We start from the raw sequence: 24,439 nt of genomic DNA on the forward strand, positions 1-24,439 counted from the left end.
AACATGAAGTACATCGCATTAGCCCTATTGTCTCTGACAACCGTGACTGGATTTGCCCAGCAGAAAAAAAAGACCGGTTCGGTCAGGAAAAAAACGACAACGACAAAACCTAGTTCAACCCAGGTGTTGACTACCAGAGCAGACTCCGTATCGTATGCATTTGGCATGGATATCGGAAAATCGTTGAAATCTACTGAAGTAGAATATTTGAAAGCTGATGTTATCGCAAAAGCAATTGCTGCTACATTAAAAAACGAGAAAACCTTATTGGAAGATGGACAAACAAGAGAGGTTATCCAGAAAGCCATTATGGATATACGTGCTGAGAAAGAGGCCGTAAGCCGTGCCCAAGAAGACAAGTTCTTTGCTGAAAATGCAAAAATAGCCGGGATGAAAACAACAGCTGAGGGAATTCAGTATCTTGTACTAAATCAGGCGGAAGGTGCAAAACCTACGGCGAATGACGAAGTTACTGTGCATTACAAGGGAACTTTATTGAATGGGAAACAGTTTGACAGTTCCTATGATCGCAAGGAGCCATTGAAACTTTCGTTGGGACAAGTGATTAAAGGCTGGCAAATTGGTATTCCATTGATGTCAAAAGGAGCTAAATATAAATTTTTTATACCAAGCCGACTAGCTTATGGTGAACGAGCTACGGGTGATATTCCAGCCAATAGTACCTTAGTCTTTGAGGTGGAATTGCTTGATTTCAATACGAATGAAACTACGTAAATTAGGTAACAGTGGCCTGATGGTTTCGGAAATTGGTTTGGGCTGTATGTCGTTAAAAAGCAATCAGCCCAAACAATCCAAAGATATTATTCAAAAGGCTTTCGATAGCGGGATTACATTCTTTGATACAGCGGATCTCTATGATAAAGGTCAAAATGAGATGGTTGTCGGTGAGAGTGTACAGGATTTTCGCAAACAAATTGTGTTAGCCAGTAAAGTCGGTAATCTCTGGCGGGTAGATGGTTCTGGCTGGGATTGGAAAGCATCAAAAGATTATATTGTCAAAGCCATTGAAGGGTCACTTTCACGGTTGAAAACAGATTACATCGATCTTTATCAGCTGCATGGCGGTACTATTGATGATCCGATAGATGAAATTATTGAAGCTTTTGAATTATTGAAAAAGCAGGGAAAGATTCGTGCTTACGGATTATCGTCTATTCGTCCCAATGTGATTAAAGAATTTATATCTAAATCTGCTGTTTCGTCGGTCATGATGCAGTATAATCTCTTGGATAGGAGACTCGAGGAGGAGATGGATACGTTGTTGGCCGCAAACGATGTGGGTATTCTGGCCCGGGGGACATTGGCAAAAGGACTTTTAGTAAATAAACCTGTAGAGCCCTATCTCCAATATACGTCGGGAGAGGTGTCGCATCTGCTCCGTAACCTGGACAGGGTGGTTAAACAATCGGGAAAAGACAGGGCGGCTGAGGCCTTATCCTACGTACTTTCCAATGCTGCTGTAGCGACAGCGGTGGTAGGAGTGAGCACCAAGCTGCAACTCGATGAATTGATGGCGACAAAACAGCAGCTTGCACAATTGAGTGTACAGGACAAAAAGAAATTATTGGACGGTGTCCGGTCTTTGTTGTATACCGAACACCGTTAGGTAGCTATTATTTGTTAAAAAATAGCTTTAGAATCTTATCAAGATCTTCTTTCGTATCCACCGCAACAGTTTCATGTGTGGTTACTGCGGTTTGTATTGCATACCCGTTTTCTATCCAGCGTAACTGTTCAAGTGCTTCAGCTTGCTCAAGACCCGAGACTGGCAGCTGAGTCAATGCTCTTAACGTATCTACTTGGTAGGCATAAATCCCGATATGTTTGTAGAACGTCTGCTTTTCAAGCCATTGCTCTTGATTAACTCCCCTTAAAAAGGGGATTGTTTGCCTGCTGAAATAGATGGCTTCGCCCGCGGTGTTTCGGACAACTTTTGGAATATTGAGATTGAACAATTCTTCCGATGTTTCGATCTCCTTTACTAAAGTCGCTATTTTGGTCTGTGGATTTTCAAAGCAAGATGCAAGTAAATCAATTTGCTCCGGGTTGATAAATGGCTCGTCTCCCTGAATGTTGATGACAACATCAAACTCCTGGTCCTTGCTGATGACTTCCGCACAGCGGTCTGTGCCCGATTGATGCGTGTCGGAGGTCATAACCACGTTGCCGCCAAAAGAGAGGACTTCGGATGCGATGCGTTGATCGTCGGTAGCAACAATTACTTTGGCTATTTTTTTTGATTTTTTTACCTGCTCGTAGACCCGTTGGATCATGGTCTGACCTTCAATATCAACCAACGGTTTGCCCGGAAATCTACTGGAGGCAAATCGTGCTGGAATAATGCCTAAAAATTTCATGATACTTTGCGCATTTTTATGTATTAAAAAGCCTGTAAATGGATGATTTTACAGGCTTTTGTCTATTTGTTGTCTGCTATTATTCAAACAACCCGAATAATTCGGCTTCTATCTTTTGTATAATGCCACCTAGATCTTCGGGGTTAGAAGTAAAATCAAGGTTATCCTTGTCTAGGATCATCACTTTTCCTTCTTTATAATTGTTGATCCATTTATCATATTTATCATTCAGTTTAGATAAATAATCCAATCGGATCGCTGATTCATAATCACGGCCTCTTTTTTGAATATTGTTTACCAATGTAGGGACAGATGCTTTCAGGTAGATCAGCAGATCTGGTGGTTTAATGTAATGAATTATACTTTGGAAGATGTTGCTATAGTTTTCAAAGTCACGTGCACTCATTAAACCCATATCATATAGGTTTTCAGCAAAGATATAAGCATCTTCATAGATCGTGCGATCCTGAATCATATCTATGTTTGTTTCCTGAAGCTTCACAATGTGTCTAAAACGACTATTTAAAAAGAAAATCTGTAGGTTGAACGCCCAACGCTTCATGTCGGAATAAAAATCTTCCAGATAGGGATTATTGTCTACAGCCTCAAATTGAGGCTCAAATTTGAAATGACTCGCCAATAATTCCGTTAGCGTTGTTTTTCCTGCACCTATATTTCCTACGATAGCTATATGCATATTCTCTTTTCTTATTTAATAAAATCTTTTGATACCAATGATCTCGCGCACTTCCTTTAGTGTTTTGCGAGCAGACTCTCCAGCCTTTTCAGCGCCTAATTTTGCAACTTTTGCAATATAGGCATCATCGTTTGCTATATCCTCGATACGTAGACGTACATCATTTGTTGCCAATACCATATCTTCTGCCAATTGCTTCTTGAAATCGCCATAACGAATCTCACATTTATTATAAAGCTCATCAAAGTGCTGTAATGTGTCGGGCGTAGAAACCACCTTCATTAAATCAAATAGATTTTGGATTGCTTCAGGTTTGGCCTGGTTCATTTCAGTCGGGCCTGAATCGGAAACGGCACGCATTACTTTTTTGCGAATGGCATCGGCGCTATCTGAAAGATAGATACAGTCGGCTTCACCATTGGATTTGCCCATTTTACCCTGTCCGGCTAATCCCGGTATTTTAACCAATTTGTCGGAGTAGGAAAAAGCAAAAGCTTCTTTAAAATAATCAACATTATATAAACGATTAAAGCGGTTGCCAAATGTACGCGTCATTTCTAGATGTTGTTCCTGATCTTTGCCGACAGGAACTTTCGTTCCGTGGTGAATCAAGATATCGCAAGCCATCAATACTGGGTAAGTTAGTAAGCCGGCATTGACATTGTCCGGATTGCTGCGTACTTTGTCTTTAAATGCCGTTGCGCGTTCAAGTTCACCTAAATACGCGTTCATATTCATGTACAAATAAAGCTCAGCAACTTCTGGAACATCAGATTGAACGTAAATAGTTGATTTTTCTGGGTCAATTCCAGCTGCCAAATATTCAACGATCACTTGACGTACAGTGCCCTGAAGTCCATGCGGTGTAGGGTGTGTCGTCAACGAATGTAGATCCGCAATAAAAAAAAAGCAATTATATTCATTTTGCATTTTCACAAAATTGCTCAATGCGCCATAGTAATTTCCTAAATGTAATTTTCCGGTACTTCTGATACCACTAACAACTGTTTCCATATTCCTGCGAATTTACGGATAAATTTGACAAAGTAGAATTAAATTCCGTGAGTCGCCCACCTTTTAATGTATAGTTGTTATTTTTTTAGATTTTTGGCTTCATTCCAATAAACGTCCATTTCTTCGAGACTCATATCCTGTAGTTTTCGACCATTTTCGGCAGCCTTCTGCTCCAAATGGGTAAACCGTGCGATGAATTTTTTATTGGTGCGTTCCAAAGCATTTTCCGGATTAATGCCAATATGTCTGGCATAATTAATTAACGAAAATAAGAGATCCCCAAATTCGCCTTCAGCCTTTTCCCGGTCAATTGCCTCTGTTGTTTCGATATTGAATTCTGTTTTAAATTCAGCAAGCTCTTCTTCAACTTTTTCCCATACTTGTCTTTTATCTTCCCAGTCAAAACCCACACCTCTTACTTTATCTTGAATGCGATAGGCTTTGACAAGGGCGGGTAGTCCTTTCGGAACACCTGCAAGAACGGACTTATTGCCCTCTTTCAGCTTGATCGCTTCCCAGTTGGATTTGACTTGATCTTCCGTGTTTGCACTTGCATCGGCATAGACATGTGGATGGCGGGTAATAAGTTTATCACAGATTGCATTCAGTACGTCTACAATATTAAATTGCCCTTCTTCTTCTGCGATGCGGGCATAAAATAAGAGGTGCATTAAGACATCGCCAAGTTCTTTTTTTATTTCAGGATAATCCTGTTCCAGAACGGCATCCGTCAACTCGTAGAGTTCTTCGATTGTCAGATGGCGTAGCGATTCCATCGTCTGTTTCTTATCCCAGGGACATTCGAGTCTCAAGGTGTACAATACGTCAAGTAAACGCTGAAATGCAAGTTGGGGGGTATGTTGGTACGCTGGAGCTGCTAGATTTGCCATATGATATTTCGTTTTCGTTTTACAAAAATAGAAATATGATCTTGAATAAACTATTTGAAATTGAGGAAAACAAAAACGGCTAAATAATCGTTTTATAATAAAAAAGTGAGAACGGTTAAACAAAGAAGATTCAGTTATGGAAAGAATGCATGGGTATTCCTCAGCTAGTGTAGCGTTGGAAAAGTTAAGTGATATGGGCTATACGATAGATTACAACATCGAATTTGATGATCTACTGGCAGATGCGGACCAGTTTAAAATTGATTATTTGTTTCGTTATGAAGGAGCATCAGATCCTGATGATGAGTCTACAGTATATGGAATAAGTAGAAATTCCGGGGAAAAAGGTGTTTTTGTAGCCGGTAATTTATCTTTGATTGAAGGCAAAAAACGGGATATTCTGCTACAGCTAGAACTTAGAGAAAGAGAGCATTAGCCGAAGATATTATAACTATTATAAATAAGGACTGTTTAGAACATTCGGAATGGAAGGGAATAATTTTACTGAATCAGAAAGGCTTCAAGGGCTTAAGGTTTGGGCCTTGCGTCGTGATGGAAAACCCCTGGACGGAGGTTATTCCGATTTAAATGCTGATCGTCTTCTGCAAGTGTACCGCAATGAAGCGCTCAACTTAATGAAGGCAGGATCTTATAATAGGGGGACAGGGCTTTTTGAGTCTTATGTCGAACGTCATTATCCAAAGGAACTGGAGAAGCTTATTGGTAAATTGGAAAGAAGTTACGATAGTCTTGAACGCTTTAGCCCGGCTCTGATCGAAGAAGGGTTCTATAATCTCATTTTGGGTGATCTTCCGCTCAAGATGAAAGGAACGATCGTTGTATTGCTAAGGGCAAAGGAATCGGAATTTCCTTCCATTTATAATAATGATCAAGATGCGGATATGCGTAGTTCCCCAAATTGGTTATTGAATCAGTCCTACAGCGATATCTGGGTAGATATGCATCAGACGGCATTAAATAATATTCATTATCCAGATCGGATACTCTAATTTGGCAAAATTTTTGTTATGGACTACCACGAAAAGAGGATACTGATAATCAATATCCTCTTTTTTGGCGCTCAATTTATTTGTGAATTATTAACCAATTTCTAAATTATAATAATATGATTTTATACATCGGTATTTTTGTTGTGATTGTGGCAGTCTGCGTTTTCATTTCTATCATCATGATGAAAAAGCAAAAAGAGACTGCTCGAAAGTACGAAGGTGAGGCTGGGATCGCTTTGGCCTCTGGAATTAAGGATGAGTTGTTGCGCCAGGAGTTTCGAGAACTAAGCAAACAGATGAATGGGGCGCCGATTGAGGCATTTACGCAGTGTGCCTATATTGCAACGGTGGGGGATAAAGTAGCTTCGGCTGCCGCAACAGCAGCTAAAACAGTAGCTTGGGCGGCTGTAGGGGTGAAGGCGAGATACAGTGAACGTGATAATGCTTCTTATCTCGTTCTCAGTAATAATGAATTGCATTATGTCTTTTTTGATGACGGCGAAGCAAGAGACCATTTGGTCTTTGATCACGAAACGTTATTGGACGCCCGACCTGTGCAGATCAGTAATTCGGAGAAAGTTACCCGAATGGGATCTATCATGGGATTGAAACCTAAAAAGATGCATCTTGATGTCAATGGAAATGGGCTTGATATTATCTATTATGGCGCCGTACAAAGGATGCCAGATGGCATTATATCTCCGGGACCGGGTATGTTTGAAACGCAGTCAAAACTTCAGTTGATGGGTCGTTTTTTTCTTAACCGACTGTATCAAAAATACCCCCAGCTCCAAGATTAAAAGCGCTTATCCGTACAGGTATTATAGCTCCATTGTTCGTAACGATGGAGCTATTTTTTTAGTCTATTGAATGCCGCGGGAATGTCATTTGAGTTTCTTTTTTTTGTTGTAGGAGCGCAGGTTGGACAGATTGCGTTAAAATATTGGTAAATTGTATATGTCATAAAATTTATATACTATGGATATTTTAGCAGATAAAGTTGCCTTGGTGACAGGGGCTGGCTCCGGTATAGGGTTAGCAGTTGCTTTGGCATATGCAAAAGCAGGAGCGAAAGTTGTGGTATCGGATATTAATGAGCAAGCAGGTCAGGATGCGGTGCAACAGATTAAAGCATCAGGAGCTGAAGCAGCTTTTTTTAAGGCAGATAGTTCTTTGGCGGAAGATAATGAGGCCTTAGTGCGTTTTGTCGTAAGCACCTATGGGAAATTGGATATTGCCTGTAATAATGCGGGTATCGGAGGTGAGGCAGCATTGACAGGAGACTATAGTTTGGATGGCTGGAAAAAGGTGATTGATATTAATTTCAATGGAGTATTCTATGGTTGTAAATACCAGCTTGAGGCCATGGAGGCAAATGGTGCTGGAGTTATTGTCAATATGGCTTCGATTCACGGGACAGTTGCTGCCCCTATGTCAAGCGCTTATACTGCGGCAAAACATGCTGTAGTAGGTCTAACTAAAAATATAGGTGCAGAATATGGTCAGAAAAATATTCGCTGCAACGCTGTAGGACCGGGATATATCGATACGCCTTTGCTCAAAAATTTGGATGAGGAGCACGTTCATGCGTTGATCAGTAAACATCCTATTGGTCGTTTAGGGAAGGCTGAAGAGGTGGCAGAACTGGTGTTGTTTCTGAGCTCCGAAAAGTCATCTTTTATGACCGGTGGTTATTATTTGGTTGATGGCGGCTATACTGCTGTTTAATTACGAGATAGAGGCGAAAGGAAGCAGAACTGTCCCATAGGGGTAGTTCCGCTTCCTTAATAAGTAACCTATTTTTCGATCAGATTTTCTTTGCGTAATTGTTGTTGAAATGCCGGCCGGTTTTCATCATTGTCACCTGCTTCGGCTTTCAATTTAACGAGTTTCTTTTTTAAGCGACTGATTTCTTTTGCATATTGCCTGTCATGGATGGCGTTATGTGTTTCCATAGGATCCTTTTGTAAGTCATAAAATTCCCAGGCTGCTGCTGTAGTCTTTTTGTCGCTGCCGGTCATTTCGAGAGGCTGTCCATAAAAATAAATCAGTTTATAGCGTTCATCACGTACACCCAAGTGTGCCGGGCGTATTGGGGCATGTTGCCAATAGCGGTAATACATGGAAGAGCGCCAATTACTTGGTGTATTTCCTTTCAGATTTTTACGAAAGCTTTCTCCTTGTATGTAAGACGGTTTTTTTATGCCGGCATAATCCGCGAATAGTGCCGCGAAGTCAATATTTAAAACCATATCATCCAGCTTACTGCCAGCCTTAATTTCTTTAGGATAACTGATGATGAAAGGCATGCGTAGTGACTCTTCATACATGAGGCGTTTGTCCATAAAATTATGTTCGCCCAAGAAATACCCCTGGTCAGAGGAAAGGATGACAATCGTATTTTCATCTAATTTGGCCGCTTTGAGGTAGCGCATGATCTTTCCAAGATTGTCATCTATTCCGGCTACACAACGCAGGTAATCCTTCATCATTTTTTGATAGATTTTTTTGCGGGCATCGATCGCACTCATCCCCTTGGTAGAGAAGGGAAGATCAGGGTAGGACGTCCAGAAAGGCCCTGTTGAGGCTTGCTCATAGCGATGACCAAGTTCTTCAAGTGGCTGGCCTTCAAAAGACCTCCCTGTTGTCGTTGCGCCAGAATCCAAAAATGTTGCGGGGTAAGGAAACTCAATATCCTGGTATAGATCCTTGAACCTGTCAGCAAATTCGAAGGGCTCATGTGTTGCTTTGTAATGGCAAAGCAAAAAGAAAGGCTTTTCCGGATTGCGTTTTGATAACCATTCAAGACTCAGGTCTGTTGTGATATCATCGACATAGCCCTGATAGGGAGTGCCAGCCTCTTCTTTGTCATTCCAGTTGTCTTTGGAAAGGAATGTGGGGTTATGGTAGACACCATGTCCGGGCAATACCCGATACTCATCAAATCCTGAGGGCCTGTTTTTGAGATGCCATTTTCCGAAAACAGCCGTTTGATAACCTGCATGTTGCAGGTCTTTGGCGATATTTTCTTTGTTAGGGTCTAATGCATCATCAAGGGTATATACCTTGTTTTTATTGCTGTACTGTCCGGTAAGAATGGCCGCCCGGCTCGGCGTGCAAATGGAGTTTGTACAGAAAGCATTGTTCAGTATCGCGCCCTGTCTGGCAAGGCTTTCAATATTTGGGTTTTTCACAATATCTTTTAAAACTCCCCCGTAGACACCCCATGCTTGCGCGGTGAAGTCGTCGGTTAGTATAAAAACAATATTTGGACGTGGTTTGCTATTAATTTGTTGCTGGGCCTGTGTCAGGAATGGTAGTAAGCCACAGATGAACAGGAAAATTTTTTTATTCATGTTTATACGCTCCTTGTGTAAAATTAAGTGTTTTTAGTGTAATCGTACATGATGTACCGATAGCACACATATTGGTTTGGATGCTGTTTCACATCGCAGATCAAAGTTATCAAATTCCGCTCATATTACGGACTGCAGTCACGATAAGTTCACTTCGAGTCGATATTAGGCCCATCTTTCGGGATAGCATCAATGTAGTCCTATAATAATTACATTGGTTGTCCGCTGTATGGCATTTTTAATCATCTATACCTTTTCCATCCAAAATATGTTGATAATACTTTTCGATTCTTGATTCACGTGTTTTTGCTTGTTTTGCCTGATTGAAATAAAATAGATATCCTTTCTGACGGCCCGGAGTTAAGGATGAAAAAGCAGCTTTAAGTTCTTTATCCTCATTTAGGGCTTTTGCGAATTCGTCCGGAATCGGATAATCTTCAGTTTTTCGCATATTGACTTTTGCTCCGGACTTTTCAACCGATATAGCCTCTTGGATATAATCAGCTATTGTCTCGCTCAGATTTATAATTTGTTCAATATTGGTAAATCTCAGCTGTCTGCCGGACTGAACGTTTTCAGTTTGTTGAATTAATAGCTGTTTAGGATCTTTTAGCAGTACGCCTTTGTGAAATAATAGGGCGCAGTAATCTTTAAATCCATGAATCAGGACAACATTCTTTCCTCCAAAGGTATAGCAGGGGTGCATCCATTTGTAATCTTCCACGAGAGCCTTGTTTTCGGTGACAATTTTGCGTAATAAATTGAATTCTTCGTTCCATCTCGAGGCGTTTTCGAAGAAATGTGCTGCTTTTAGGTTCATTTGTTACTTTGGTTTAGTGAAAATTTTAGGTTTATGCCAATTTGGACACCATATCCTGGAGCCGGTTATGCGCCATATTGATACCCTGAGCGAAAGGCATCCGGAGGAGCTGGTCACGAAACTCAACGGATTTAAATACAATGTGCATGATCAGTTTACTGCTCGTGTCTGTTATCTTTTCGAAGTTTAGGTATTCTAATTGGACGGGGAAGGGAGTACCTTCCATTTCAAAAGTTCTTGTGATTTTTGCGTTAGCTATAAATTCGTGTATTGTTCCATTTGCTTTGAAGGCGACCGTATTGTTGTGGAAGGTTTCAAAAGCAAAAGAGCCATGTCGTTTATTCTCCCATTTTAACACCTTGGTTCCCATCCATTGTTCGAAGATTTTAGCTTCTTCATAAGCCTTGAATAGCAAATTTAGGGGCAAGTCAAATTCTCTGGTAATCAAAATTTCCTGTTTACCATCTTCGGCATGGATTTTTGTTTTCTTTTCCATTTTATTTGTCTTTATAGTTTTTCATGATTTCTTCCAATTTATTAAAACGGTCATCCCACATGCTTCGGAATGGCTCGATAAAATCTGCTATTTCTTTCATTTTAGGTGCGTTGAGCTGGTAGTAAATTTCACGGCCATTTTGTTCAGATTTAAGCAGTTCACATTCACTGAGAATCTGCAGGTGTTTGGAAACGGTCGGTCTCGCGGTGTTAAAGTTTGCGGCAATAGCCCCTGCTGTCATCGATTGTGAAGCCAAGAGAAGAAGTATGGCTCTTCTCGTTGGGTCTGCTATGGCTTGGAAAACATCTCGTCTTAAATTCATTGTGAAGTTATTTAGCTACAAATATATATGTCGCTACTTAACTACGCAAGTTTTTTTATTTTTTTATGTGATATGGGAGTTATTTGTCAATTATAAAATCAGTAACAATGATATTCCATAGGTTTAACTTGGAAATAAGTCGCCGAAATACGAATAGAAGTTAAACTGCAACGAATTTAAAATGGTAACGGGCGAATTGGAATTCAATAAGAAATTTGATGGGATTAATTTTAATTTAGCTAAGTAAATTATACGATGCCATTATGAATGCGAATTTGTCTTACATTAAAAAACTAACTGTTATAGCAACAAAAACCTTATTGAAACATTATCTGCTGGCTATCTTGTCCACGGTGTTCTATCTAGTTGTTGGATACTTGCTGCTTAGAAGCAATAGCGAAGGCTCTTTTTTTTCAATGCGTGATCATACGCAAACCATCGGAAAATTTTTGTGGTTGATCGGATTGATCCTTTTGCCGATACTCCTTTTCTTATTTAGCAATAAATATGTTTTCTCGACAGTCGCCGGTAAGGTAGTCGAGGAGAGACAGGATGATCTTATCATACCTGCATTGGACAAAGTGTTATTGGTTTTCCAATCCAACCAGCCTGACATCGTTCAAAATGCAGGTGATTATACCTTCGCTAAACTTAAATTGATAAATCAAGTGAAAAATACACAGATTGAAAATCCATGGATCAAGCGTATTGTGGTATTTGGATTGAACAAAATTAAGTTTGACAGTTTAGACCTGGACAATAACAATAGCTTTTATGATCTGGTGAAGTCCAAATTTATTGCTGTATTGGAAATACTTACGGAAGCAGACAATAGGCCGTTCTGGATCTGTATCACCATTCAGTGGCTGATTGTCCTGCTTATATGGTTTGTCGGTTAGGCTGCATCTTTGGTCACCGGATAAATTGTCTGTGAATGATGGATAAAATTTTTTCGGCAAAAATAGAACATGGCAAAATCGTTTGACGAATCGTAAGGGACTTCAATAAGTGGGAATTGTAAAAAAAGTAAAATCGTATGATGAATGAGACCATTATAGAATTTGACAACAAAAAACGGCTAAAAATACTACTGTTAGGTGTAGTGTTTACTGTGGCGGCATTGGCCTTTGCTTACTATATTTTCTTTGTCGCCGAAAAAATAAGAATTGCTCACGGTACAATGATGTTAATGTTGGGATGTTTGGGGATCTATTTTATAATTGCCGGTCTAAAAAGCCTATTTGATAAAGATCGAACCGGTCTGATATTGAACGCAACGGGCATACAATATAAAGGCACACCTGTAGGCAAAAAGATTGGAGCAATAAAATGGACAGCTATTCAATCAATATCTATGGGAATGGCCCATGGTGTGCAATTTGTTTTTTTGAAGTTACATCATCCGGAGAATCATATTCAGCAGCTCTCTTCGCAGGTACAACAACATGTTATTGCCAATGGACTTGCGGTTTCGGCCGATCAGTTGTCGATTGATTTCAATGAACTTAAAAATCTGATCGAAGCGTATTATCAGCGCTATAGGCTGTGACACAAGGAAAAGTATCAACACGGATAAAGAATATCGTGCCCAGTGACTAGACGAAATAAAGTATAGCAGTTGCGGGAGTTACAGAAAATTTTGGACTATCTAGGGGCGAGGATTATTGAAGAAAAATGGCTAATATGAAGAGGTGCCGATTCATTGGCGAAGTGGCTGTAAGGAAAGTGGGAATACTGTTTGACATAGCAACGTATGCTAAAAGCCGTACTTCTAAACAAGTGTTTCATGAAGAGAAGCAGCCACCATCTTTATTTTAGATAAAGATGGTGGCTGCTTTATTTTACTTAAATAGACCAACTACAGGACTTCGCTGCGAAAAAAAATACCGCTAGCCACACAAGTCCCTTTGCCAGGAAGAAGATAAATGCCCCCATGCCGGCACGCTTCAACCATTTTGATTTATTGTCTCTATTATTGTCTTTTTGCTCCATTTGAAGGGTTAAACAATATTCAGCCTATTTAGTTTGCACTGGCAATAGGCGTGAATACTTCACCAAAGTTATAAAAAGTTTGGTTTGCAATTTCTGCCGAACGATCATAAGTTGCAGGATCCGCAGCATATTTATTCAATACAGCGGTAAATCTAGCCCACATCTCACGGCTATTTTCGCCATAGCCTTCAAAGAAGGTTGTCCCTTTGTTGACGCCATATTTGTTTAGCATCTGCACGATGTATGGGCCACCCATAATTGATCCTTCCAATACATATAAAGATGCAAGGGCCTCCTGTACATTTGTTACCGCCGGAGCCGTTGCTTCAGGAAGATTTTCGACGTTACCTCCCAAAGCTTCAATATCGCTTTTGATATACGAAGAGTTGCGGCGTTCTGCTAGATCGGGTAATACTTCGGCTGTAACAAAAGGAGCGATGCTATCTTCCACTGCACGGAAATAAGCATAGAAGCCTTTTAATACCTCGGCATAATCTGCTTCAGAACGAATATTTTTCAATTGGCGCACGATCGTTCCTTCTACGTTTTGGTGAGCAGCGTGCGTCTGCTCTTTGATATGTTGACTTAACATGTTCTTTCTTTTATTTATAACGATTCTATACAAAGATTCGTATTTATTTCCAATTTTTTATGCTGTTTTCTGATTTATCATCTATGAAAAACGACAGGATTTTTATTCTATAACTTTGATCGGATACTGATAATAGGGGGAAGTCAAAAAGGTAGACCAATCTCCTGATAAATTAAGTAATATCCCACCACTAAGCGAAGTTGATACATTTGTCGGTGCATCATTCGGAATCTTGACACGGATTGACTTTAGGTCTTCTGAGGTAGCTAAAAATTCCAAAGGAAAAGCATCTGGATAGCCGGATTCGTTTATGAAATTAAAAATAACTCCTGAAAACACAGTTTGATTCGATAGATGTCGGATTGGGATACTAATTTCATCACCCCTTTTTACTTCCCAGATTTTCGTATGATTGAAATAGGGGTAGGGATAGATGTTTCCCGAAGGAATGTTAACTATTTTTTTACTGCTTCTGACGGGCACTTTGTATTTATTATTTATTTGGACGTAATAATCACCGGCAGGAATACCTGTACCGTCGTATTGGTCAGCTATAAATTGAAAACTTCCCAGTGGAATTTGCGAAACAGCGATTAATTTAAACAATTTATTTTGATCATTTACCAAGAAAAGGCTATCACTTCCATCGGTAGCAAGATTGCGTAATTGGATTGAATATGTGCCTCCTACATGGAGCGTGTTTATTGTTTCTTCATCAAGGAATGATGGCAATACGGCTCCATTGGAAAGCTTTATAGTATAGACTTTGGTCGTGCCGTCCTGAGCTTTTACCTCATATTGGGCGCCATCTTTAAGTATAATTGCTGTTCCTGAGGCGGGGCTAATACTGGCATTCTTAGCTATCTTAATCACGGGACTGACTGTTTCTGGAACAGGCCATTCAGTAGATCCCGGCCATGATATATAGATGTTCTGACCATCGACCGCGGCTACTATTGTATCCTTGCCCCCGTTGTAGGGTATTTTGAATGACGTAATTTCTGTATATGGAGTCGGAGCAATCTCATATTCTTTTTTACAGCCTGAGAAGAGTATTCCTACGAGTAGTAACAAAGCAGGAAAGGTATATATGGTGTATCTTGTTTTCATATGAATAATAATGACTTTCGGTAGTCGATTAAAATTGGCTTTTTTTAGCTGATCTGACGATCCACTTTTTATTAACATTCTGAATGGTTAGTTATTGTAAAAAATTCGAATCGGATTTTTTAAAGTAACTTCGCGGCTATAATAGCGGAGCTTAATAAAATAATCACCTGCAGCAGGCACTTTGTTATATTGAATGTCCCGTCCGCTTCCAGTTACTCGTCCTTCTATATCGTTTAGATTAAGCAGCATATAAGCTTTTTCGATCGAAGGGGTCGTTGCGGATGAGACACTTTTAAATGGATATTCCTTTCCGTTTTTATCAACTAAACTTGCTTTTGCCAGTTCAAGATCACTTTCCGGTGTCGCGATATAGGGATATGACGGAAGGGTATTAAATACATAAATATCATTTCTGGTATACCAGAACGTTTGATCATAGGCAATGGGATTGTTTAAATCTGTACTGACTTCCTGCGGATTGAGTGGGATTTGATCACTTTTGATGGTTAGCGTATAGGTCGCGTTACTTCCATCTGTGGCCGTCACGGGGTATTGTATGTTGCGTCCTTTTGTAAAATAGTCCACCATATCGGTAAGTAAAGTATCCGCACCCTGTTTTAAAGTAGCTCCTGATGCAACTTTTATTTCTGGCTCCAGACTCGTCATATAAAGATTTGCTGGAATGGTAACAGTAATAGTTTTGTCTGTATTATCGATTGCGCCAATAATTTCTTTATTGGTATTGATAATTTTGAAACTGCTGATTCGTGCCATTTCTTCTTTTTCATAAGACTGAATTTCAGTTTTGGTGCAAGATGAGATCAATAGGCTTCCTATTAAGACACCCGAAGTTAGTATTGATTTTTGTAGGGTTAATAACTTAGTTTTCATTGTTAATTGGGAGTAGTAACCGGTATCAGCTATGCCCGATACCGGATTTAAAATTTACAATTCTTATCAAAAAGTACGCTAACTTATTAGTTTAGCTTTTTGTAGTCGAAACTCATAAAAGGGAAATTGGTTGCTGCATATGCGGCATTAGGTACTTCATCCTTATATACGCTATTTAAGCGCAATTTCCATTTTGTATTTGTCGTTTTATTGACCAAGATATACGTTCTTGGGCCATAGCTGCTCATAATGTGATTGCTGAGGTTATAAATATACCAACCTGCGCTTGATGGATTTCCTGTCCCGTTGACACTGTTGGAACCTGCAGTTCCTGTTGAAATCAATGTACCTGTAGTAGACACTGTCACAGCATCAAAACCTGTATTGACGTAGTACAGATTATATTTTGTTGTATTTACAGTCAGGCTTGCATTGGCTGTACCACTAAATTGAAAATCGTAACTAGCCGATGTGCCGCCGTCATTATTGATCAAATCGTAATAATAAGTACTTGCTGGATTTTTCCATTGTGTGGTATCCACTAAATCAGGCACCGTACCTTGGTGGAAATTCCGAGCACCATAAGTGCCCGTAGCGATGGTTTTTAAATATCCTTTTGTACCGCTTGCGGTAAAGTTTACCGTACCGCCAATCGTCGTCGAAGGCGTAACAGCACGTTTGCTGAGTGATTGTTCCTCTACACTGGGTGCAAGTGGATTGTCTTTGCTACATGATGTTGTCATGCCAATCGCGGCAAGACCTAAGGCAATGGATAAAGTTGTGAATTTGATTTTCATTTCTTTTTCGTAATTTTGCCACTTCTACAGTGGGCTAGTTAATAAATATATGTTAATTAGTCAATTTGTTACCGGATGTACCTCGACCGTATATCCGGTTTTTTTTGAATAAGAATTGTACTGTTTAAGGTTTTATCTCAAATGTTTTGCTGCCTTTTGGCACAAGGACATAATCAAAGGAGATAAATACATGGGGAGAACTTTTGAACCATTGCTCAGGTTTTAAAAGATCCTTATACATGGACAAAGGCTTAATCTTGGCGTAGTTACCTTTTGCCGTACGAACAATTAACGTCCGTGGTTTAATTACTTTTCCGTTAAGTAATGTCAGCCCATTTCCAAGCGCATAAGCAACATGTTCAGTTTCCCTGTTTGAAGTATGTTGTTTGACTAAGATTCCAAAAAAATCGTATAAACACCAGCCTACACCATTTCCCTCATCTCCATTCTGATCCATCCCGATCGCATCGCCGATCACCTTGAATTCAGCATCAGCTGGCACTTCCGTTACTTCGTCGAATGCTTTCTCGACGATTAGGATACCACCAGTAGCGTTGTTACCATAACCGAGATTTGTGTTGTTTGTACCATTATTACCTGACGCTGCGCTATTAAAGATACTACTAAATGAAATATCCCAATTACGGGTCTGACGATGTGTTTCTGGCATTGCTTTGTTGGTTTCCAGACTGTAATAAACGGGAGCTGCTGCGTTGTTACCATCGTTTTTATCTGTAGCAGCAAAGTTGCGCACGGATATTAATTTATTGTAAAGCCCGGTATTGCTTTCTTCTTCTTTCGGTGGTTCGACAACAGGTTCTGTTGTCGGATCTGACTTGCTGCAAGCGGTATTGATTGCTAGACCAATGCAGAGCAATGCAATGTACTTTGTTCTGGTAAGCTGTCTTGATATCTTCATGTGTTATATTTATATTTATTTAAAATCATTCTAAATAATAGTAAAGATAAAGAGTTTAGCCTATTACTTGTGTATGAAAAATGATATTTTATATATTAATTTTGGTTTTAACTTTTTTGATACTTACGGGGTGTGGCGAGCTAGGTGTCCATTATCCGAGATGTTAAAATGAAGTAATGTTTGCTAAACCCAGCTAGAAATACGAATTCAATAGTATAAGACTTCGGATTTTTAGCTGGGTTTATAATTCCATTTGGACTATTTTAAAAACTTTTTGAAGTTGATATTATAAGTTGCATCTCCTCGAAGGGCAGTAATTTTGCCAGCTTGAATAACATATAGTTCGTCGCTTGTCGCGCTTAATTTTTCGCCTTTAAATAGCACAACATAACGATTTGGCTTTGCATCTACGGAATAATTATTTTCATGATCATAAATTATCCAGTTCGGGTCCTTAGTAGGTTGATTTTTACCTGCAAATTCAATCCCTAATTTGTCTGTTAATTTAATATCCGCACTTAATACTGAAGAAAGTGTCAACTTTTCTATTGAAGTATTTTCTTTGTCGAAATAACCCATTTTGTAGTTGGCAGTTGAAGTATTTTGCAATGTTGAACCATAGGTTCCTGAAAGGTTGATCATACCCTTACCTTCTTCCTGAACAGTATTTGTTTTAAAATCATAGAAAACTTTTGCGCCTGCGGGAATTTCGATCGTAGCAATGGCCGTGACAGCTGTTGCATCGCTCAGTTTGTTTTCTTCACCCTTATCATCATCCTTGCTACAAGAAGTAAAACCCAAACTCAATGCACATACAAGTGCTGCTGTTGTAAATAATTTGTTCATCTTTAATTTAATTGTGTAATTTTTCCTTATCATAATGTGTTTGTATTCAAGTTCTTACTACCATCTTCCTGCACGTAATATTTAAAAGTGTAGTAGGGGGCAGGCCAGTTCATATTGGTCACTGCTGAGGGATTTCCCTTATAGGCATTGATCAATTGCAATTTGGCATATTTGCCATCAGGTAGGCGAATGGCATAAGTACGGTTTGGGAGGGCCTGCATAATATGCGTGCTCAGGCTATACTGAAACCAGCCGAGCGATTCAGAGTTGGATGCCCAGCCGATTTTACCGGTGCCGCTTTTATTGAATTCTTCATCTGAAGGGGCGACCGTAAGGCTTTGGTAAGACTGTTTTAAGAGCATAACAGCTGTATTGTTGGCTTCACCCTGATAACCGGGATTGAATTCATCCACAGCATTATTGACAAAGACTTCGGAATTATAAGGACCTGTAAATGCAATATCCCAGTCTTTTGTTTTTAACCATTGGGCGGAATCAGCCTTTGTCTTGATCCAGATTTGCTTTTGATCTTTAAAGCGAAATAGAAAGGTGTAGAATGGCCGTTTTTCCTTGCCCTCGGCTCCGTCCCCCATGGCGGCGTCGGTATCGCCCGCAAGATCTTTGATGACAACGCTTTTGCCATCTTCCAATCCGATCGTATAGTCTTTATCCTTTCCACAGGATAGGAGCATAAGCGCCAGAAAACCTGAAAAAATACAACGTCCAAGCTTATGAAAAGAAAGCCAGATGCTACATTCTGCTATAATGATGTTAATTGTTCTCATTGTTTGTTTACTTTATTGTATTTCTCTTTAACTTTAATCTCCAATCTCCAATCTCCAATCTCCAACCTTTAATCTTTCATCCATCGGTAACTCACTCCGCCCATAATGACCCGTCCGGGCTGTCCTAAGAGATAACGGCTGGTGAAATTGAATAGGTTATCGCCGATCAGACGGAGGGTTAATCTCCGGTTCATCAGACTTTTTTCGATCGTCATATTCAGGAGTGTATGGTGGGGGATAAAGATGTCGTACTTGTCAATAAATTGATTCCCGTTATATTCCTGAAAGGGGGTCTTTCCGCGAAAATTAATACGGGCATTGACGTTGACTCCCCAGGGCTTGTATTCGTACTGTGCTTTGAAATTGACCATATGGCGCGAGCGATCTTCAATACCCCAATAATCTGATTTTTTGCTTTGCCGATAAAGATCAGTGGCTGCATCATTGATCTGATTATAGGGGTAGTTGCCCGCTGCGATGCTATCCAACACACTGAGATCCTTTGCGATCAGGTATTGATAACCCATGGATAATTGCAGATCCCTGGTTGCCTGATAACTTATCGAGACTTCAAAACCTTTGTTCATCGCCTTCGGCAGGTTTCGGTAGCTGTAGATCTGGGCGATACTGGTACCATTACCGACACTGACCGTATTGATCTGATTGTTGATCCGATGATAGAACAGGGAGAGATCTGCCTGAAATTTGCCGGAAGGATTCCAGGTCAGCCCAATATTGTTGGAAAGGCTAGTTTCGGCCTTGAGGTTTCCTGCAACTAAATTCAGCATATAACTATTTTTATAGCTCAATTCACCCGCTTGGTCCATGGCGGCAATAACGTCGGCTACTCGTTCGCTTCCCACCACAAGATAGTTGGCGGCTGGGTTGAAGAAGACCTGATAGCGCATCTTGTAGTCTGGCGCTTTGAATCCTGCACCAACCCCGCCTTTAATCAATAGGGTTGGACTGATATGGTATTGTAAACCTAAACTTGGACTCAAATGCCCATTGTACACATTGGTGTGGTCATAACGTAGGCCTAGTGTCGTAAGAAGACGATCAAAGGGTTTCCACTCGGTTTGGAGGTAGGCAAATGCACTGTTGAGTGAGCGTTGGGCATCCAGGTCCTGATTGTCCATTTGCTCTACACTGCCACCTATTCCACCGGTGAACTTAAGTTGTTGCACCGGACTGTAGGCAAATTGTTGTTCGATGCGATGTACATTTTGGCCAAATTCTTCAGCGCTGGCCAAAACTCCTTGTTGCAGCCACTGTGCCGCAATCTGCGAATGGAATCTGGAAAAGTAATATCGTGTCATGCTACGCAGACCCGAATCAAAATTGTGGTCGTAACTGGCTGATAGATTGATGTCTTGGTCTTTTTGCTTATCCTGCAAGGTGCGGTCCTCAGACCAGGCATTGATCATTTCGGATTCACGCGCTGCAAATCGGCCTGTGATGCCCAATGTCCCATGTTTACTGGTGCGATAACGTAGCCGCCCCTGAAAACTGTAATTTGTATAAGGAGGAAATGTCGTGCTTTTTGAACTGAGATATTGTTTGTCGGTATTGAAACCATCCGTACGGTAATAGTTGCCGGAGACAACAGCGCTGCCGCGCTGATTGGAAAATGGTGTTTCGCCTTCTACTGTCGCATCGACTGTATTTAGCGTGCCATAGAGAAGCGAAGCATGCGCTTGTGGGGTAATGGCGCCATGGCGAGTAATAATATTAATGGCACCACCAAGTGCATCGCTACCATATAAACAGGAAGATGCTCCTTTGATAATTTCAATGCGTTCGATATTGGTCACTGAAATACGTGAAAGGTCAAAATTGCCGCTATTACGGCCAAGCATGGGCTGCCCATCGACCAAGACCATAACGTAGTTGCTGCTAAACCCCTGAATTTGCACACCAACAGCTCTTGAGCCACCTGCTATATCATTCACGATCGCCATGCCGGTCTGCTCTTTCAGCACTTCGTCTAACCTCCGGCTCCCCATCAGTTCAATCTCCCTCTTGGTAATGACCTTGACCGGCATAGCTGCATTTTCGGCTTTGATCAGGTTATCAACGGCTTCCAATTTGCGGTTGACCTCGACCTCGTCAATCTGGCGGTTATCGGTTTGTAAAGTGATGGTGAGTTGCTGGTTTTTATCCGTCAAGTCTACAAATTGACGCAGTTCCTTATAGCCTAATGCTTGTGCGACAAGTTCATAACGGCCCGCATAGAGTTTGTTAAATTGAAACCTCCCTGCGGTATCTGTTTTAAAAGCATATTTATCTGGATACAAATAGACGGTCGCATTGGCGACGCCTTTATTGGATTCGTTCTTTAATACACCCGAGATTTTCCATTTTTCTTGTGCTTGCACAGTGTAGATCTGGCATGCGCATAGGGCTATCAGGGTGCTTGTTCGAATAGAAGAGAGGCTTTTAAACACTATTTTTATTTTTAATCATTCTAAATAATGTTACAAAAAACGGGAATACTATTGGATTTTTCTATATGCAAATTGTCATAAATTCTATTTAATTCGATTTTTATTATTGATAAAGGAGTTGGTTTTGAAGTGTATTAATCTGTTTTACAGTTGTATATCTTATTTTTCTTGCTGTTTGAGTTTATTTATATGGATTGAAAATAATTTGTATTTAGACTGATTATTGATTTGTTTTGTAGTCAAATAAAAGTGCTGTATCGAAAAATTGGAATCAAAATTCTGTACAGTTTTAAAGGAGTTAAAGAAAGAGATGCGTAGAATTTACTTAATTATGCTATGTTGTTTGCTGCATATCGGCGGATGGGCAAACGCGCAGCAACGGATTATTACATTGAACAGTTCGCTGACGGAAACAATTTATGGGCTTGGTTTAGGCGATCGCATGATCGCAACAGATGTGACCAGCATCTCCCCAAAAGCTGCAGCGGCATTGCCACGGGTGAGTAAAAACCGTTCTGTGTCTGCAGAAGGGGTATTGTCTTTTAAACCTACGCTTGTACTGGCAAATGAGGGAGATGTGGCCAATGCAGTCATTCAGCAGATCCGTGCCGCCGGTGTAAAGTTTGTTGCGGTCAAACCGAATTATTCTGCTACTGGCGCTTTACGCTATATCCAGGAAGTGGCGGATGCTATCGGTGAGCCATCCTTAGGGAAATCTTTGGTATCACATACAAAAATAAGTTTGGATCATACACTAGCATTGGTGAAAAAAGAAAATAAAGGTAAAGCAGTTCCGAAAGTATTGTTTTTGTATGCACGCGGAACAGGGACAATGAGTGTAGCAGGAAAGGGTAGCAGCCTGGATGCGATGATCAGTTTAGCTGGTGGAAAGAATGCTGTACAGGAATTTTCGGATTTCAAGCCGTATACGACAGAAGCATTGGTACAGGCCAATCCAGATATTATATTACTGTTTGATTTTGGTGCGAGTAGCTTAGGTGGAAAAGAAGCTATTCTTAAATTGCCGGGGATGCGTATTACGAATGCCGGTAAAAATGAACGTATACTGGTGATGAATGCCTCCTTACTAGTCAACTTTAGTAATAGATTACCTGATGCGATCTTGGAATTGCACCGTGGATTTGGAAAAGTAATGGATTCAAAATAGATCAGGTGCAGAAGAAACAAAAGTTAATATTGCTGGCTTTGAGCCTGATATTGTTTATTACGTGTGTTATTGCATTAGGTCTGGGAGCCTATCATATACCTCCGGGGGATATTTTATCCATGCTCATGCAGAAGCTGCATTTGTCTGCAATTTCTAATCAAGACAGCATGCATGCCGACGTTTTATTTGAGATCCGTATGCCACGTTTATTACTGGGGCTTTTGGTCGGAGCCGCCTTGGGTATTTCAGGTGCCGCCATTCAGGGAATTTTTCGAAATCCGCTCGCAGAGCCCGGGTTAATCGGTATTTCTTCTGGCGCCTCCTTGTTCGCTGTGTTGATTATCGCATTTGAAACGTTCCTGTTGACCTCGCTGTCAGCGTGGCTGGGTTATTATATTTTGGCTTTTGGTGCTTTCGTTGGTGCCGGACTAACTGCATTTTTAGTGTATCGCATTGCCAGTAAAAATGGCCGCCCCAATGTGACAACGATGCTGTTGGCAGGTATCGCCATCAATGCATTTGCGGGCGCGCTGACAGGTTTGATGACTTACATGTCTACAGAGCAACAGCTTCGCACCATTACGTTTTGGATGCTGGGCAGTTTGGGCGGTGCAACCTGGGACAATTTAATGGCTATAGGTCCTTTTATATGTATTTCCCTGCTTATTCTTCCGTTTTTTGGAAAGTCTTTGAATGCATTTGCCCTGGGTGAACTCCAGGCTGACTTATTGGGGATGCGTACTGATCGTGTAAAAAGATGGGTGATCATCTTATCGACTCTGGCTGTCGGTGCCTCGGTAGCTGTCTCGGGGATTATTGGTTTTGTAGGACTTATTGTCCCGCATACCGTACGTCTGATGGGAGGGCCAGATCATCGTTTTGTACTTCCGGGCTCGCTGCTTTTAGGCGCTTTGGTGCTGACGCTGGCGGATGTTATTGCCCGGGTATTGGTAGCACCCATAGAATTACCTATTGGTGTGATTACTGCCCTGTTGGGGACGCCTGTATTTTTGTATATTTTAATAAAGGATAAATAGTCTTCTTTCGGATGTTTAAATACTATTTTTTATGTTGCGTGTAGAAAAAATCAACTATGAGGTGAAAGGCCGAAAACTGCTGAAAGACATTACCTTTCAGGTTCGTAAAGGTGAGATTTTAGCTGTCCTTGGAGCCAATGGGGCCGGAAAGTCTACCTTGATGGGGCTCCTGTGCGGTGAAAAGAAGCCTGATTCCGGACAGATTCATTTCAATGGCAAATTGTTGTCTGCGTACGATGCAGCGACATTGTCCAAATGCAGGGCCCTTATGAGTCAGCAGCAACAGATGACATTGAGTTTTAAGGTGGAAGAGATTGTATTAATGGGGAGGTATCCGCATTATAAGAATACGCCCACAGTGCGTGATTATCAGGTGGTGGCCGAAACGATGGAGCTCTGTGGTGTCACGGCATTCGCTGATCGGGATTTTTTGAGTCTTTCAGGTGGGGAGCAACAGCGTGTCCATCTCGCGCGTGTTTTAGCACAGATCTGGGATAATCCCGATGCGCTCCTGTTGCTCGACGAACCTATTTCAGCTTTAGATCTGCATTACCAGCAAAAGGTGCTGGCGATTGCTCGTGCATTGGCCCGGAAGGGATTTATGGTTATTTTGATTGTGCACGATGTTAATTTTGCAGCGATGTATGCCGACCGAATCCTGATGCTCAAACATGGACGTAAACTCTTTCATGGTACACCAGTGGAGGTTTTGGCACAGAAGGAAATCTACACGATTTTTTCGGTTGAATCCAATGTGATCATGAATCCACGAACATTGAAGCCTTATGTTCAACTGGAAGAGATGGAGATTGATCTGGAATTATTTAGATAGATTATAAATAATTTTTAAATACCATCCTAATTTGTTAATT

The 24,439-nt window shown here is 40.7% G+C and carries 28 protein-coding genes; 11 read left to right on the forward strand and 17 right to left on the reverse strand.

The window, feature by feature from the left end:
• The first annotated feature begins 3 nt into the window (after window positions 1-3).
• Both HMAT_RS03780 and HMAT_RS03785 read left to right on the forward strand, forming a co-directional pair.
• Window positions 4-735, forward strand: a complete 732-nt coding sequence (locus HMAT_RS03780) for an FKBP-type peptidyl-prolyl cis-trans isomerase (protein WP_104381464.1) — start codon at window positions 4-6, stop codon at window positions 733-735.
• Window positions 722-1,627, forward strand: coding sequence for an aldo/keto reductase (locus HMAT_RS03785; protein ID WP_104381465.1), 906 nt, complete (start codon window positions 722-724; stop codon window positions 1,625-1,627). Before HMAT_RS03780 ends, HMAT_RS03785 begins: the two co-directional genes overlap by 14 nt.
• 7 nt (window positions 1,628-1,634) lie before the next feature.
• On the opposite strand, the gene kdsB is transcribed toward HMAT_RS03785, so the two are convergent.
• The 4 genes from kdsB to mazG form a co-directional block, all read right to left on the reverse strand.
• Entirely contained in the window at window positions 1,635-2,378 is a 744-nt protein-coding gene (gene kdsB / locus HMAT_RS03790) for a 3-deoxy-manno-octulosonate cytidylyltransferase (protein ID WP_104381466.1), read from the reverse strand.
• A gap of 79 nt (window positions 2,379-2,457) precedes the next feature.
• Window positions 2,458-3,075 carry a deoxynucleoside kinase gene (locus tag HMAT_RS03795; protein WP_104381467.1) on the reverse strand — a complete coding sequence of 206 codons (618 nt, stop codon included), beginning with the start codon at window positions 3,073-3,075 and terminating at the stop codon, window positions 2,458-2,460.
• 15 nt (window positions 3,076-3,090) lie between these two features.
• Entirely contained in the window at window positions 3,091-4,089 is a 999-nt protein-coding gene (gene trpS, locus HMAT_RS03800; protein ID WP_104381468.1) for a tryptophan--tRNA ligase, read from the reverse strand.
• Window positions 4,090-4,166: 77 nt separating this feature from the next.
• Entirely contained in the window at window positions 4,167-4,979 is an 813-nt protein-coding gene (gene mazG, locus HMAT_RS03805) for a nucleoside triphosphate pyrophosphohydrolase (RefSeq protein WP_104381469.1), read from the reverse strand.
• A gap of 136 nt (window positions 4,980-5,115) precedes the next feature.
• Between mazG and HMAT_RS03810 the strand changes: the two genes are divergently transcribed.
• The 4 genes from HMAT_RS03810 (at window position 5,116) to HMAT_RS03825 (ending at window position 7,717) form a co-directional block, all read left to right on the forward strand.
• Entirely contained in the window at window positions 5,116-5,415 is a 300-nt protein-coding gene (locus HMAT_RS03810) for a hypothetical protein (protein ID WP_104381470.1), read from the forward strand.
• Between the two features lie 49 nt (window positions 5,416-5,464).
• A complete protein-coding gene (locus HMAT_RS03815) occupies window positions 5,465-5,989 on the forward strand; it encodes a hypothetical protein (RefSeq protein ID WP_104381471.1) in 525 nt (174 codons plus the stop codon).
• A 116-nt stretch (window positions 5,990-6,105) separates the two neighbouring features.
• Window positions 6,106-6,789, forward strand: coding sequence for a hypothetical protein (locus HMAT_RS03820; RefSeq protein ID WP_104381472.1), 684 nt, complete (start codon window positions 6,106-6,108; stop codon window positions 6,787-6,789).
• Window positions 6,790-6,967: 178 nt separating this feature from the next.
• Window positions 6,968-7,717 carry an SDR family NAD(P)-dependent oxidoreductase gene (locus HMAT_RS03825; protein ID WP_104381473.1) on the forward strand — a complete coding sequence of 250 codons (750 nt, stop codon included), beginning with the start codon at window positions 6,968-6,970 and terminating at the stop codon, window positions 7,715-7,717.
• Window positions 7,718-7,785: 68 nt separating this feature from the next.
• Here HMAT_RS03825 and HMAT_RS03830 read toward each other — a convergent pair whose 3' ends face one another.
• From HMAT_RS03830 to HMAT_RS03845, 4 genes are all read right to left on the reverse strand, one after another.
• On the reverse strand, window positions 7,786-9,345 hold the full coding sequence (locus HMAT_RS03830; protein WP_104381474.1) for a sulfatase: 1,560 nt from the start codon (window positions 9,343-9,345) through the stop codon (window positions 7,786-7,788).
• A gap of 238 nt (window positions 9,346-9,583) precedes the next feature.
• Complete coding sequence (locus HMAT_RS03835) at window positions 9,584-10,165, reverse strand: YdeI family protein (protein ID WP_104381475.1); 582 nt, start codon at window positions 10,163-10,165, stop codon at window positions 9,584-9,586.
• A gap of 31 nt (window positions 10,166-10,196) precedes the next feature.
• The gene (locus HMAT_RS03840) at window positions 10,197-10,661 is read right to left on the reverse strand and encodes an SRPBCC domain-containing protein (RefSeq protein WP_104381476.1); all 465 of its coding nucleotides are present in this window, start codon (window positions 10,659-10,661) and stop codon (window positions 10,197-10,199) included.
• Window position 10,662: 1 nt separating this feature from the next.
• Window positions 10,663-10,983 carry a helix-turn-helix transcriptional regulator gene (locus HMAT_RS03845; protein WP_104381477.1) on the reverse strand — a complete coding sequence of 107 codons (321 nt, stop codon included), beginning with the start codon at window positions 10,981-10,983 and terminating at the stop codon, window positions 10,663-10,665.
• A gap of 263 nt (window positions 10,984-11,246) precedes the next feature.
• Here HMAT_RS03845 and HMAT_RS03850 point away from each other — a divergent pair, with 263 nt between their 5' ends.
• On the forward strand, window positions 11,247-11,882 hold the full coding sequence (locus HMAT_RS03850) for a hypothetical protein (RefSeq protein WP_104381478.1): 636 nt from the start codon (window positions 11,247-11,249) through the stop codon (window positions 11,880-11,882).
• Window positions 11,883-12,019: 137 nt separating this feature from the next.
• Window positions 12,020-12,532 carry an STM3941 family protein gene (locus HMAT_RS03855; RefSeq protein WP_158655601.1) on the forward strand — a complete coding sequence of 171 codons (513 nt, stop codon included), beginning with the start codon at window positions 12,020-12,022 and terminating at the stop codon, window positions 12,530-12,532.
• A gap of 296 nt (window positions 12,533-12,828) precedes the next feature.
• Here the strand turns inward: HMAT_RS03855 and HMAT_RS27190 are convergent, their stop codons facing one another.
• The 9 genes from HMAT_RS27190 to HMAT_RS03895 all read right to left on the reverse strand — a co-directional run bounded on the left by HMAT_RS27190 (window position 12,829) and on the right by HMAT_RS03895 (window position 21,362).
• Window positions 12,829-12,975, reverse strand: coding sequence for a hypothetical protein (locus tag HMAT_RS27190; RefSeq protein ID WP_199768538.1), 147 nt, complete (start codon window positions 12,973-12,975; stop codon window positions 12,829-12,831).
• 28 nt (window positions 12,976-13,003) lie between these two features.
• Window positions 13,004-13,567 (reverse strand): biliverdin-producing heme oxygenase, encoded by a 564-nt coding sequence (locus HMAT_RS03860; protein WP_104381480.1) that lies wholly within the window; start codon window positions 13,565-13,567, stop codon window positions 13,004-13,006.
• A 102-nt stretch (window positions 13,568-13,669) separates the two neighbouring features.
• Window positions 13,670-14,677 carry a hypothetical protein gene (locus HMAT_RS03865; protein WP_158655602.1) on the reverse strand — a complete coding sequence of 336 codons (1,008 nt, stop codon included), beginning with the start codon at window positions 14,675-14,677 and terminating at the stop codon, window positions 13,670-13,672.
• 87 nt (window positions 14,678-14,764) lie between these two features.
• Window positions 14,765-15,568, reverse strand: coding sequence for a hypothetical protein (locus HMAT_RS03870; RefSeq protein ID WP_104381482.1), 804 nt, complete (start codon window positions 15,566-15,568; stop codon window positions 14,765-14,767).
• Window positions 15,569-15,654: 86 nt separating this feature from the next.
• Complete coding sequence (locus HMAT_RS03875; protein WP_104381483.1) at window positions 15,655-16,365, reverse strand: hypothetical protein; 711 nt, start codon at window positions 16,363-16,365, stop codon at window positions 15,655-15,657.
• A gap of 124 nt (window positions 16,366-16,489) precedes the next feature.
• Entirely contained in the window at window positions 16,490-17,284 is a 795-nt protein-coding gene (locus tag HMAT_RS03880; protein ID WP_104381484.1) for an HmuY family protein, read from the reverse strand.
• Between the two features lie 258 nt (window positions 17,285-17,542).
• Window positions 17,543-18,130: a hypothetical protein gene (locus tag HMAT_RS03885; RefSeq protein ID WP_104381485.1), complete on the reverse strand. Its 588-nt coding sequence runs from the start codon at window positions 18,128-18,130 to the stop codon at window positions 17,543-17,545.
• 29 nt (window positions 18,131-18,159) lie between these two features.
• Window positions 18,160-18,915, reverse strand: a complete 756-nt coding sequence (locus HMAT_RS03890) for an HmuY family protein (protein WP_104381486.1) — start codon at window positions 18,913-18,915, stop codon at window positions 18,160-18,162.
• 68 nt (window positions 18,916-18,983) lie between these two features.
• Window positions 18,984-21,362, reverse strand: a complete 2,379-nt coding sequence (locus HMAT_RS03895) for a TonB-dependent receptor (protein ID WP_233789099.1) — start codon at window positions 21,360-21,362, stop codon at window positions 18,984-18,986.
• 310 nt (window positions 21,363-21,672) lie between these two features.
• Between HMAT_RS03895 and HMAT_RS03900 the strand changes: the two genes are divergently transcribed.
• The 3 genes from HMAT_RS03900 to HMAT_RS03910 are packed head-to-tail and all read left to right on the forward strand — an operon-like array spanning window position 21,673 to window position 24,399.
• Complete coding sequence (locus HMAT_RS03900) at window positions 21,673-22,530, forward strand: hemin ABC transporter substrate-binding protein (RefSeq protein WP_104381487.1); 858 nt, start codon at window positions 21,673-21,675, stop codon at window positions 22,528-22,530.
• A 5-nt stretch (window positions 22,531-22,535) separates the two neighbouring features.
• Window positions 22,536-23,567 carry an iron ABC transporter permease gene (locus HMAT_RS03905; RefSeq protein WP_104381488.1) on the forward strand — a complete coding sequence of 344 codons (1,032 nt, stop codon included), beginning with the start codon at window positions 22,536-22,538 and terminating at the stop codon, window positions 23,565-23,567.
• 31 nt (window positions 23,568-23,598) lie between these two features.
• Window positions 23,599-24,399: a heme ABC transporter ATP-binding protein gene (locus HMAT_RS03910; protein WP_104381489.1), complete on the forward strand. Its 801-nt coding sequence runs from the start codon at window positions 23,599-23,601 to the stop codon at window positions 24,397-24,399.
• Window positions 24,400-24,439 lie beyond the last annotated feature (40 nt).

The sequence above is a fragment of the Sphingobacterium sp. HMA12 genome (assembly GCF_002933815.1).
GTDB lineage: Bacteria > Bacteroidota > Bacteroidia > Sphingobacteriales > Sphingobacteriaceae > Sphingobacterium.

Excerpts from the sequence above, each read along its gene's own strand:
- HMAT_RS03780 (WP_104381464.1), top strand. The coding sequence starts at position 4 with ATGAAGTACATCGCATTAGCCCTATTGTCTCTGACAACCGTGACTGGA.
- HMAT_RS03785 (WP_104381465.1), top strand. The coding sequence starts at position 722 with ATGAAACTACGTAAATTAGGTAACAGTGGCCTGATGGTTTCGGAAATT.
- kdsB (WP_104381466.1), bottom strand. The coding sequence starts at position 2,378 with ATGAAATTTTTAGGCATTATTCCAGCACGATTTGCCTCCAGTAGATTT.
- HMAT_RS03795 (WP_104381467.1), bottom strand. The coding sequence starts at position 3,075 with ATGCATATAGCTATCGTAGGAAATATAGGTGCAGGAAAAACAACGCTA.
- trpS (WP_104381468.1), bottom strand. The coding sequence starts at position 4,089 with ATGGAAACAGTTGTTAGTGGTATCAGAAGTACCGGAAAATTACATTTA.
- mazG (WP_104381469.1), bottom strand. The coding sequence starts at position 4,979 with ATGGCAAATCTAGCAGCTCCAGCGTACCAACATACCCCCCAACTTGCA.
- HMAT_RS03810 (WP_104381470.1), top strand. The coding sequence starts at position 5,116 with ATGGAAAGAATGCATGGGTATTCCTCAGCTAGTGTAGCGTTGGAAAAG.
- HMAT_RS03815 (WP_104381471.1), top strand. The coding sequence starts at position 5,465 with ATGGAAGGGAATAATTTTACTGAATCAGAAAGGCTTCAAGGGCTTAAG.
- HMAT_RS03820 (WP_104381472.1), top strand. The coding sequence starts at position 6,106 with ATGATTTTATACATCGGTATTTTTGTTGTGATTGTGGCAGTCTGCGTT.
- HMAT_RS03825 (WP_104381473.1), top strand. The coding sequence starts at position 6,968 with ATGGATATTTTAGCAGATAAAGTTGCCTTGGTGACAGGGGCTGGCTCC.
- HMAT_RS03830 (WP_104381474.1), bottom strand. The coding sequence starts at position 9,345 with ATGAATAAAAAAATTTTCCTGTTCATCTGTGGCTTACTACCATTCCTG.
- HMAT_RS03835 (WP_104381475.1), bottom strand. The coding sequence starts at position 10,165 with ATGAACCTAAAAGCAGCACATTTCTTCGAAAACGCCTCGAGATGGAAC.
- HMAT_RS03840 (WP_104381476.1), bottom strand. The coding sequence starts at position 10,661 with ATGGAAAAGAAAACAAAAATCCATGCCGAAGATGGTAAACAGGAAATT.
- HMAT_RS03845 (WP_104381477.1), bottom strand. The coding sequence starts at position 10,983 with ATGAATTTAAGACGAGATGTTTTCCAAGCCATAGCAGACCCAACGAGA.
- HMAT_RS03850 (WP_104381478.1), top strand. The coding sequence starts at position 11,247 with ATGAATGCGAATTTGTCTTACATTAAAAAACTAACTGTTATAGCAACA.
- HMAT_RS03855 (WP_158655601.1), top strand. The coding sequence starts at position 12,020 with ATGATGAATGAGACCATTATAGAATTTGACAACAAAAAACGGCTAAAA.
- HMAT_RS27190 (WP_199768538.1), bottom strand. The coding sequence starts at position 12,975 with ATGGAGCAAAAAGACAATAATAGAGACAATAAATCAAAATGGTTGAAG.
- HMAT_RS03860 (WP_104381480.1), bottom strand. The coding sequence starts at position 13,567 with ATGTTAAGTCAACATATCAAAGAGCAGACGCACGCTGCTCACCAAAAC.
- HMAT_RS03865 (WP_158655602.1), bottom strand. The coding sequence starts at position 14,677 with ATGAAAACAAGATACACCATATATACCTTTCCTGCTTTGTTACTACTC.
- HMAT_RS03870 (WP_104381482.1), bottom strand. The coding sequence starts at position 15,568 with ATGAAAACTAAGTTATTAACCCTACAAAAATCAATACTAACTTCGGGT.
- HMAT_RS03875 (WP_104381483.1), bottom strand. The coding sequence starts at position 16,365 with ATGAAAATCAAATTCACAACTTTATCCATTGCCTTAGGTCTTGCCGCG.
- HMAT_RS03880 (WP_104381484.1), bottom strand. The coding sequence starts at position 17,284 with ATGAAGATATCAAGACAGCTTACCAGAACAAAGTACATTGCATTGCTC.
- HMAT_RS03885 (WP_104381485.1), bottom strand. The coding sequence starts at position 18,130 with ATGAACAAATTATTTACAACAGCAGCACTTGTATGTGCATTGAGTTTG.
- HMAT_RS03890 (WP_104381486.1), bottom strand. The coding sequence starts at position 18,915 with ATGAGAACAATTAACATCATTATAGCAGAATGTAGCATCTGGCTTTCT.
- HMAT_RS03900 (WP_104381487.1), top strand. The coding sequence starts at position 21,673 with ATGCGTAGAATTTACTTAATTATGCTATGTTGTTTGCTGCATATCGGC.
- HMAT_RS03910 (WP_104381489.1), top strand. The coding sequence starts at position 23,599 with ATGTTGCGTGTAGAAAAAATCAACTATGAGGTGAAAGGCCGAAAACTG.